The following is a 10,761-nucleotide window of genomic DNA, read 5'->3' on the forward strand; positions in this document are numbered from 1 at the left end:
TCCTCGCCGCCGCCAAGCAGGCCGATGCGCAGGGCCGCGGCGCGTTCCTGTTCGAGGGGCGCATGGTTGACCTGCCGTTCCTGCGCCGTGCCGAAGCCATCGTCGCCGGGGCCGGCCACGCCTGATCCTTCCTCAAGGTGACGGCCTGCGCCGGCGCCTCCGCTTTACTTTCCGGGGTCCATCCCATGTCCAAGCACGCGGCCAATGCACCGGCCTTCCTGAAGCGCCCCCTCTCCCTCGGCCTGCGCCTGCTGCTGGCGCTCACCCTGCTGGTGACCGGTGGCATCGCCTCGGCCGGGGAAAGCCTCAATGCCGTGGCCACCGGCCTGTTGCCGACGCTGCCCGATGGCCGTGCGCCGCAGCAGATGCTGGCCCTGCAGGACCAGCTGCTGGCCGTGGAGGGCGAGCGCGCCTGGTACCTGGGCAAGGGCGAGCAGGCCTGGAAGCCGCTGCAGTTGGGCAAGACCCCCGCCCATGCGCTCCACGGCCTGGTCCGTTACGGCGATGCCAGCTGGCTGCTGGTCGGCGAGGGTGCCGGCCAGGCCAACCGCCTGGATCAGGTCACCCGCAAGGGTGATGCGCTGGTGGCCGGGCAATCGCTGCCCCTGCCCTCGCCGCTGGCACAGGCGGTGGCCACCACCCTGGACGGTGACCTGTACGTGGCCGGCGTCGATGGTGCCGGCAAGCGCCAGCTGCTGCGCCGGCCCGCCGGCAACGGCACCTGGGTGCCTGCCCCGATGTGGCCGGGCGATGCCGCCGCCGCGGCGATGCAGGCCCAGAAGGGCGCGTTGTACGTGGTCGATGCACCGGTTGCCGGCAACGCACAGCAGCTGTGGCGCTGGACCACCGACAAGGGCTGGGTGTCGCTGCCGGGCATGGACGGCACGCTGGTCCCCGGCTCGCTGCGCGCGCTCGGCCAGGCCCACCTGCTGATGCAGGTGCGTGACCGCCAGGGCGCGGTCAACGCGCGCACCTTCCACACCATCACCAGCGCCTGGGCGACCGTGGCCGGCAGCGGCGCCGACGCACCGACCGCCACCGCCAGCTGGGGCAACGGCCTGGCCTGGGCCAGCGCCGACGGCAGCCTCCACACCTTCGAGATGCAGACCGGCAAGCACCTGCTGGGCTGGATGGACTGGACGGTGATCATCGTCTACCTGGCCGCGATGCTGGGCATGGGCGCCTGGTTCTACTTCCGCGAGAAGCGCGGCAATACCGCCGACTTCTTCGTCGGTGGCCGCAGCATCCCGTTCTGGGCGGCCGGCGTGAGCCTGTATGCCACCAACACCAGCTCGATCAGCTTCATCGCCATCCCGGCCAAGGCGTTCGAGACCAACTGGCAGTACCTGACCAACAACCTGATCGCGGTGCTGGGCCTGATGTTCGTGGCGGTGTGGATCGTGCCGCTGCTGCGCCGGCTGGACCTGATGAGCGTGTTCTCCTACCTGGAAACCCGCTTCCACCCGGCCATCCGCATGCTCGCCAGCGCGCTGTGCATCGTCATGCAGATCGGCGCGCGCATGAGCGTGGTGCTGTTCCTGCCGGCCCTGGCGATTGCCACCATCACCGGCATCAGCGTGGTGTGGAGCATCATGATGATGGGCGTGTTCACCATCATCTACACCGCGATGGGTGGCATGAAGGCGGTGATCTGGACCGACTTCGTGCAGGTCATCGTCAAGATGGGCGGCGCGATCTTCGCCATCGGCTTCATCGTGTGGACGCTGAAGGGCGGCTTCGGCGAATTCGTCGCCACCGCGGCGATGGAAGACAAGACCAAGCTGTTCGACTTCAGCTTCGACCTGACCAAGGCCACCGTGTGGGGCTTCATCTTCCTGGTGGTGTTCGACGTGGTGCTGACCTTCCCGAAGGACCAGGTGCTGATGCAGCGCACCCTGGCCACCAAGTCGGACAAGGAGGCGGGCCGCTCGATCTGGGCGTTCGCCGCGATCATGATCCCGGGCGGCTTCATCTTCTACGGCATCGGCACCGCGTTGTGGGTGTTCTACAAGAACAACCCGCAGCGCCTGGACCCGCTGCTGCCGATCGATGCCACTTTCCCGCTGTTCATCGCCGCCGAACTGCCGCCGGGCGTCACCGGGCTGATCATCGCCGGCGTGTTCGCCGCGGCGATGGCGACGCTGTCGAGCATCATGAACAGCGTGGCCACGTTGATCTCGGTGGACTTCTACGAGCGCCTGGCCAAGAACCCGAACCCGCGCAAGAGCGTGCTGTTCGCCGAGATCTCCACCGTCATGGTGGGCCTGGTGGCGATCGGCCTGGCGCTGATCATGTCGCGCTACGACATCCACTCGCTGTTCGACGTGTCCATCGAACTGGCCGGCCTGCTCGGCGGTGGCTTCGCCGGGGCGTACACGCTGGGCATGTTCACCCGCCGCGCGAACTCGCAGGGCGTGGCGATCGGCGTGGCCGCCTCGATCGTGCTGACCTTCGTGGCCTGGTGGTTCAAGCTGGTGCACCCGTACTTCTACCTGGCCATCTCGATCATGCTGTGCATCGTGATCGGCTACCTGGCCAGCCTGTGCTTCCCCGCCCCGACCCGCTCGCTCAAGGGCCTGACGATCTACAAGCAGGATGCGGTGTGAAGGCCGGCCACGACGCCAGGACCATGACGTTGGTCGCATCGCCAGCGCCGGCCGGCTGGTGTAGCGTTGCGGCCAGCTGAGAGGTCATACCGTGGAAACCCAGTTCCTCAATACCTTCGTCACCGTCGTGGACCGTGGCTCGATGGCCGCGGCCGCGCGCCTGCTGCACATCACCCCGGCGGCGGTGGCCCAACAGATCCGCACCCTGGAGCGTGAGCTCGGGGCGCCGCTGATCGCCCGCGCCGGGCGCACCGTCAGCGTCACCGAGGAAGGCGCGCGCATCCTGCAGCGGGCGCGCGACCTGCTGCGTGACGTGGCTGACCTGCGCAGCGTGGCCAATGAAAGCGGTATGGCCGGCGAGCTGCGCCTGGGCGCCTGCCCGACCGCGCTGGGCGGGCTGGTGCCGGACATGCTGGCGCGGATGGTGGCCAAGTTCCCGGAGATCAACGTCTTCATCAAACCGGGCTATTCGGCCGACCTGTACGGTGCGGTGGAATCGGGCGACCTGGACGCGGCGATGGTGCTGCAGGCCCCGTTCCCGCTGCCCAAGACCTGCGACTGGCAGCTGCTGCGCGAGGAGCCGCTGGTGGTGCTGGCCCCGGCGCGGCTGGCCGGCTGCGACCCGCACCAGCTGCTGCGCGAGGAGCCGCTGATCCGTTACGACCGGCACGAATGGGGTGGCCGCCAGGCCGACGAGTACCTGCGCAAGGTGGGCATCGTGCCGCGTGAGCGGTTCGAGCTGAATGCGCTCAACGCGATCGCCGTGATGGTGGACCGCGGCCTGGGCGTCTCGCTGGTGCCGGACTGGGCCAAGCCCTGGCCCGAAGGCATTTCGGTGGTCAGCCTGCCGCTGCCACAGCCCAGCGAACCGCGCCGGATCGGGCTGGTCTGGTCACGCGCCTCGGTGCGCCTGCGCCAGGTCAACGCCCTGCTGGAAGAAGCCCGCGCCGCGTTGATCCGGTAGTGCCAGGGATGCCCGGCATGGGCATCCCCCGGAAAGCCCCCGCCGAACATGGCTGCGCCCCACCGCGATGCGGTGCGGGGTTGGCGCAGTGCCGGGCCATGCCCGGCAGGTGGCCTTGCCGGGAACGCCCCGGCCGAGCATGGCGCCGCGCCCCTGTCTCAGGGTGGTTCCAGCACCGTCCAATCGCAACAAACACTAGGCAATGAACATACCCAGTCGCGCTTCCTTCGCCAGAAAGCCGCCCCTAGTCTCTGCCCATCGTCGAAGGTGCGCCTGACGTTCCCGCGCGGGCACCGGTGCATCAAACGGCAGCATGAAAGGGGCACAAGTCCCCGTCTCGATTACCGGTGCAGGCCGCCCCCCAGCTGTCTGTACACCGTTTCCACATCAGGGGGAGAGGAAGCAATGATCAAGCCACTTACTGCTGCCATCAGCACTGTTCTGCTTGCCAGCGCCATTGCGCCGGCGATGGCGCAGGATGCAAGCAAAGCCCATGACGATGCGGTCAGCCTGGACCAGGTCATCGTCACCGGTACCCGTACCCCGGTCGCGATCGAGAAGGTCCCCGGCGCGGTCACCCTGGTGACCCCGGAGCAGGTGCAGCGCACCTTGAACCTGACCGAAGACGCCACCGCCGTGCTCGCACGCATGGTGCCGGGCTACTCCGAATCCTCGCAGGCGATGAGCAACTCCGGTGAGACCCTGCGCGGCCGCATCGCGCTGCGCCTGTTCGACGGCGTGCCGCAGGGTTCGCCGCTGCGCGAAGGCAACCGCAACGGCACCTTCACCGACATGGGCGTAATCGGCCGCATCGAGGTCATCAACGGCCCGTCCGCCGCCGAGGGCATCGGCGGTGCCGGTGGCGTGATCAACTACCTGTCCAAGAACCCGGAAGTGGATGGCCACCAGACCACCATCTCCACCCGCTACGGCACCCAGTTCAAGGGCGACAGCGACCAGACCAAGATCGGCGTGATGCACACCTACAAGGATGATGCGGCCGACTTCCTGATCAGCGGTGCCTACATCGACCGTGGCATCGCCTATGACGGCGACGGCCGCCGCGTCGGCCTGAACACCTCCGGCTCGCTGTCGGACTCGTACAGCAAGAACCTGTTCGTGAAGGGCGGCTACAACTTCGGCGAAGGCCAGATGCAGCGCATCCAGGCCAGCTACAGCAACTTCCACATCGGCGGCAAGCACAACTACATCCCGGTGGAGGGCTGCCGCTTCGACCCGGTGAGCTGCCCGAACCCGACCACCAACACCGCCGAGAAGGGCTCCATCGCCGGCTCGCTGGCCGAGTTCAACGACTTCGAGCAGTTCGCGGTGAAGTACACCAACGCCGACTTCTTCGGCGGCGACCTGAGCATCGATGCGTACTGGGCCGAGCAGGCCATGCGCTACGTGCCGGAGAACGGTGCCGATCGCCAGCTGACCAAGCCGGCACCGCCGGAAGACCAGCGCATCTGGGACCAGTCGGAGATCAACAGCAAGAAGAAGGGCCTGCGCTTCGGCTATGCCTACGGCGACCTGTTCAAGGTCGAAGGCCTGCGCCTGCGCGCCGGCCTGGACATGGTGGAAGACACCGCCGAACAGCGCCTGGCCCTGACCAACCGCCTGTGGGTGCCACCGATGAAGTACACCAGCCTGGCGCCGTACGCACAGCTGAGCTGGGACATCGGCCCGGTCACGCTGGATGCCGGCATCCGCCGCGAGGACGGTGAGCTGGAGATCGACAGCTACACCACCGTTGCCTTCCGCGACCACACCCCGGTGCAGGGCGGCAAGATGGACTACAAGGCCAACATGCCGAACTTCGGCGCGATCTGGCGCATCACCGATGCGTGGTCGGTGTTTGGTTCGTACTCCGAAGGCTTCGGCATCGCCAACGTCGGCATCCCGCTGCGCAACATCCAGGCCAACAGCCCGTGCAAGGCCGTGTCCTGCATCGCCGACCTGCAGCCGCTGATCACCAAGAACAAGGAAATCGGCGTCAACTGGCGCGGCGCCAAGGGCCAGGTGGGCGCGTCGGTGTACCGCTCGACCTCGGACTTCGGCTCGACCCTGACCATCGACCCGGTCACCGAAGACTTCATCCTGACCCGCGCACCGGTCGAGATCGAAGGCTTCGAACTCAACAGCGCCTGGACCTTCAACGAGCACTGGAAGGCCACCTTCCTGTACTCGCGCATCCGTGGCCAGACCCAGTACTACCCGGGTTCGGGCCTGAAGAAGGAAATGGGCATCCTGGACATCTCGCCGGACAAGGTGAATGCCTCGCTGACCTGGACGCCGAACGACAACCTCAACGCCACCCTGGGCGTGAGCAAGACCTTCGACCGTGACCTGCGCGAGACCTTCACCAACCCGACCAATGGTGCGGTCTATGCCAACGAAGAGAATACCTATGGCTACGCGCTGTGGGACCTGAGCGTGAACTACGACACCGGCCGCTTCGGCCAGCTGTCGCTGGGCATCGAGAACCTGTTCGACAAGCAGTACGTGTTGACCTGGTCGCAGCTGCCGGGCTGGCAGAACTACTTCTCCGGCCGCGGCCGGATGGTGTCGCTGTCGCACACCATCAAGTTCTGATAACGGGCTGATGGACAACGGCGCCACGGGCAACCGTGGCGCCGTTTTCTTTGCCCGCCAGATACGTCACAAGCGGATGTTTCTTGTTGCATCGCAAGAAAAAACATCGCCTTTCTTCAACCAACAAAAGCTCACGTCTGAAGCTAGCCGCCCGTCCTTCTTCCCTGCCCCTGCGCACGCCTAGGCTGCATCCACGGGGGCACGGCGCGTCGGGAGGGACGTGGCCAGCGGTCATTACCTGCAGCAGTCGCCGCACGCATGCGGCAAAGCAGTTCAAGCGCGTCTTCTCATACATCCATCGAGATAAGAACGAACATGAAGAACTTGCCTGTGACGTTGGGGGTTTTCCTGCTGGCCGCGGCGGTCAGCGACAGTGTGCGCGCACAACAGGTGGACGCGGCGCAGGCGCGCGAGGACGAACGCGCCGCTAGCAGCAGCGGCAGGAAGCCTGCCCAGGCCACCGACCTGGACCGGGTGATCGTCACCGGCGTGCGCGCGCCCAAGGCCGTGGACAAGATCCCCGGCGCGATCTCGATCATCACCCCGGAAGAGATCCGGCAGTCACTGGTGATCACCGAGGACAACACCGCGGTGCTGGCGCGCACCATCCCCGGCTACGCCGAATCCTCGCAGGCGATGACCAACTCCGGTGAGTCGCTGCGTGGGCGCATCCCGCTGCGCCTGTTCGACAGCATCCCGCAGGGCTCGCCGCTGCGCGAAGGCACCCGCAACGGCACCTTCACCGACATGGGCGTGATCGGCCGCATCGAGGTCATCAATGGCCCCTCGGCGGCCGAGGGCATCGGTGCCACCGGCGGGGTGATCAACTACATCTCCAAGGTGCCCGAGCACGACGGCAGCGAAACCACGATCAGCGCGCGCTACCAGACCCAGTTCCACGATGACAGCGTGGGCTGGAAGCTGGGCCTGAGCCACGCGATCAAGAAGGACAACTACGACTTCCTGGCCAGCGTCTCGCAACTGGAGCGCGGCATGGCCTACGACGCGAAGGGCCGCAGCATCGGCATGAATTCCAGCGGCTCGCTGGCCGACTCGCAGTCACGCAACCTGTACATGAAGGGCGGCTTCAACTTCGGCCAGGACGGCGAGCAGCGCCTGCAGGCCACCTACAGCAACTTCAACATCGGCGGCAACGGCGACTACATCCAGGTGGTCGGCTGCAAGGGCCCGCATGACTGGCCGCCGTGCGACACGCCGTACCCGAACACCTCGGTGAAGGGCCACATCGACGGCCAGCGCGATGCGCTCAACAAGTTCATCCAGTACAGCCTGCAGTACACCCACAACGACTTCTTCGGCGGCACGCTGGACCTGGTCGGCTACCAGGCCGACCAGGGCATGCGCTTCCTGCCGGAGAACGGCGCCGACCGCCAGCTGGTCAAGCCGGCGCCGGCCGACGACGCCGACCGCATCTTCGACCAGTCCGAGATCCAATCGGAGAAGAAGGGCCTGCGCACCTCGTGGACGCGCCCGACGCTGTTCGGCGTGGATGGCCTGGAGCTGCACACCGGCGTGGACTTCGTGCAGGACGTGGCGCAGCAGCGGCTGGTGATGACCGACCGCGTGTGGGTGCCGCCGATGGACTACAGGAGCGTGGCCCCCTACGCGCAGCTGAGCTGGGACATCGGCCCGGTGACGGTCAGCGGCGGCCTGCGCCGCGAGAACGGCGAGCTGGACGTGGACAGCTACACCACCGTGGCCTACCGCAACAGCGTGTTCGTCGAAGGCGGCACCCTGGACTACACCGCCAACCTGCCCAACCTCGGCGCGATCTGGCGCGTGACCGACCAGTTCTCGCTGTTCAGCGCCTACAGCAAGGGCTTCACCCTGCCGGACATCGGCATCCCGCTGCGCAACGTGAACTACACCGGGCAGTCGGTGAAGGGGATCCTCGACCTGCAGGCGATCATCGTCGACAACATCGACATCGGCTTCAACTGGCGCGGTTCGCGTGGCGCGCTCAGTGGCAGCTGGTACCACTCCACCTCCGACTTCGGCGCGTCGCTGGAAGTGGACCCGCTGACCAGCGACTTCATCATGACCCGCGCGCCCACCGACATCAAAGGCATCGAGTTCACCGGTGAGTTCCGCTTCACCGACACGTTCAAGATCACCGGCCTGTACACGCACCTGCGTGGCTGGACCTCGTTCTGGGGCCCGGACCCGCAGGGCCGCTACGACGCCGGCCCGTTGAAGAAGCCGCTGGGTATCTTCGACGCCACCCCGGACAAGATCAACGTCGCGCTGGTATGGAAGGCGTTGCCCAACCTGGACGCCACGCTGGGGGCGAGCATGCTGCGCGACCGCCACCTGACCAGCTCGGCGGTGCGCGAGTACGACGGGGAAACCTTCGACTACGACGAGAAGATCAACGGCTACACGCTGTGGGATCTGGGCGTGAACTACGATAGTGGCCGCTTCGGGACGTTTTCGCTGGGCGTGGACAACCTGTTCAACAAGTACTACATCCTCAGCGGCTCGCAGGGCGATGGCTGGCAGAACTACTGGGCCGGTCGCGGCCGGGTGGTCTCGTTGAGCTATTCGTACACGTTCCGCTGATGAGCTCAGGAGTGCACGCCATGCATCAAACCATCGCAACACCGCGCAGCCGTCGCTGGCTGCGCCGTGGCACCGCACTCCTGTTGTGCCTGTCCGCGCCGCTGCTGCACGCTGGAGACCGCTGGCAGCGGCTGGATGGTTTCCTGCAGGCCAGCACCGCACCGGGCCAGTTCCCGGGCGCGGTGGCGCTGGTCGAGCACGATGGCCGCATCGTGTTCCAGCAGCACTACGGCCACGCCGACAGCGCTGGCCATCGGCCACTGCAGTCCGACAGCATCTTCCGCATCTATTCGATGACCAAGCCGGTGACCTCGGTCGCCGTGCTGATGCTGCTGGAAGAAGGCAAGCTGTCGTTGGACGATCCGCTGGCGCGCTACCTTCCCGAGTTCGCCGACCGCACCGTGGTGACCGGTGGCGACCTGCAACATCCGCAGACCGAAGATGCACCGCGCGCGATTACCCTGCGCCATCTGCTCACCCATACCAGCGGCTTCGCGGCGGCGTCGGATACGCACCGGGTGGCGACCAAGCTGTTGACCGCGGCCGATGTCGACAGCGCGACCTCGCTGCAGGACGTTGCACGCCGCTTGTCCACGCTGCCGTTGGCCGATGCGCCCGGCACACACTTCCATTACGAGGGAAGCAATACCGAACTGCTGGCGCGCGTGGTCGAGGTGGTCAGCGGGCAACCGTTCGCGCAGTTCCTGCAACAACGCATCTTCAGCCCGCTGGCGATGCACGACACCGGCTTTGAAGTGCCGCTGGCGCAGCGTGGTCGCGTGGTCGAACTGCCCACCAGCAACGACGATGGCAGCCTGCGCGTGGCCGACACGCTCAGCGCGCGCAATCCGGGCGTGCGCCTGAAAGGCTATGACAGCGGCGCCGGCGGCCTGTATTCCACCGCTGCCGACTACCTGAAGTTTGCCCACATGCTGCTCGACGAGATGTCGACAGCGCGACCTCGCTGCAGGACGTTGCACGCCGCTTGTCCACGCTGCCGTTGGCCGATGCGCCCGGCACACACTTCCATTACGAGGGAAGCAATACCGAACTGCTGGCGCGCGTGGTCGAGGTGGTCAGCGGGCAACCGTTCGCGCAGTTCCTGCAACAACGCATCTTCAGCCCGCTGGCGATGCACGACACCGGCTTTGAAGTGCCGCTGGCGCAGCGTGGTCGCGTGGTCGAACTGCCCACCAGCAACGACGATGGCAGCCTGCGCGTGGCCGACACGCTCAGCGCGCGCAATCCGGGCGTGCGCCTGAAAGGCTATGACAGCGGCGCCGGCGGCCTGTATTCCACCGCTGCCGACTACCTGAAGTTTGCCCACATGCTGCTCGACGATGGCCGCAGCGGGACACAACAGCTGCTCTCGCGCAAGACCGTCGAGCTGATGATGAGCGACCAGCTCGCTGGCTTCGAGCCGGCCATCAGCAGCTATGGCGCGGGCGAGGGCTTCGGCCTGGGCGGCTATGTCATCACCAACCCGGCTTACCGCGGCAAGCTCGGCAGCGTCGGCCAGTTCGGCTGGTCGGGCGCGGCGTCCACCTATTTCACCATCGACCGCAAGGAAAAGCTGGTGGCCATCCTGCTGATGCAATACCTGCCCAGCGGTGACAAGGCGCTCGCCTCACCTTCCACCCGTTTCTACAACCTCGTTTACCAGGCCATTCCATGAGTTCCACCGTACTTGTCGCCGGCTCGGCCAACCTCGACTTCGTGGTCCGCGCCGCGCACGTGCCTGCGCCTGGCGAAACCGTGCTGGGCCGCGAGTTCCGCACCTTCCCCGGCGGCAAGGGTGCCAACCAGGCCGTGGCCTGCGCGCGCGCCGGTGGCGCCCGCACCCGGATGCTGCTCGCATTGGGCCAGGATGATTTCGCCACGCCGATCGAAACCTCGCTGCGCGACGCCGGCGTGCAGCTGCACGCGGTGCGCGATGCGCAGCTGCCGACCGGCACCGCCTTCATCTGCCTGTCCGACGATGCCGAGAACGCCATCACCGTCGCACCGGGCGCCAAC

6 protein-coding genes and 1 pseudogene are annotated in these 10,761 nt (G+C 66.6%); all 7 read left to right on the top strand.

The window, feature by feature from the left end:
* Positions 1–185: 185 nt before the first annotated feature.
* Complete coding sequence (locus VA603_RS11180; RefSeq protein ID WP_323438880.1) at positions 186–2,606, top strand: sodium:solute symporter family protein; 2,421 nt, start codon at positions 186–188, stop codon at positions 2,604–2,606.
* Between the two features lie 91 nt (positions 2,607–2,697).
* A complete protein-coding gene (locus VA603_RS11185; protein WP_132863914.1) occupies positions 2,698–3,570 on the top strand; it encodes a LysR family transcriptional regulator in 873 nt (290 codons plus the stop codon).
* 405 nt (positions 3,571–3,975) lie between these two features.
* Complete coding sequence (locus VA603_RS11190) at positions 3,976–6,165, top strand: TonB-dependent receptor (protein WP_313256259.1); 2,190 nt, start codon at positions 3,976–3,978, stop codon at positions 6,163–6,165.
* Positions 6,166–6,480: 315 nt separating this feature from the next.
* Complete coding sequence (locus VA603_RS11195; protein WP_323438881.1) at positions 6,481–8,745, top strand: TonB-dependent receptor; 2,265 nt, start codon at positions 6,481–6,483, stop codon at positions 8,743–8,745.
* Between the two features lie 20 nt (positions 8,746–8,765).
* Positions 8,766–9,233: pseudogene (locus VA603_RS11200) on the top strand (serine hydrolase domain-containing protein); the annotation flags it as partial.
* 497 nt (positions 9,234–9,730) lie between these two features.
* Positions 9,731–10,420, top strand: coding sequence for a serine hydrolase domain-containing protein (locus VA603_RS11205; RefSeq protein WP_323438882.1), 690 nt, complete (start codon positions 9,731–9,733; stop codon positions 10,418–10,420).
* Positions 10,417–10,761: PfkB family carbohydrate kinase (locus tag VA603_RS11210; protein ID WP_323438883.1), on the top strand; the 345-nt coding region annotated here is incomplete at its 3' end. The genes VA603_RS11205 and VA603_RS11210, both read left to right, overlap by 4 nt.

It is taken from the genome of Stenotrophomonas capsici (assembly GCF_034961085.1).
GTDB lineage: Bacteria > Pseudomonadota > Gammaproteobacteria > Xanthomonadales > Xanthomonadaceae > Stenotrophomonas > Stenotrophomonas capsici.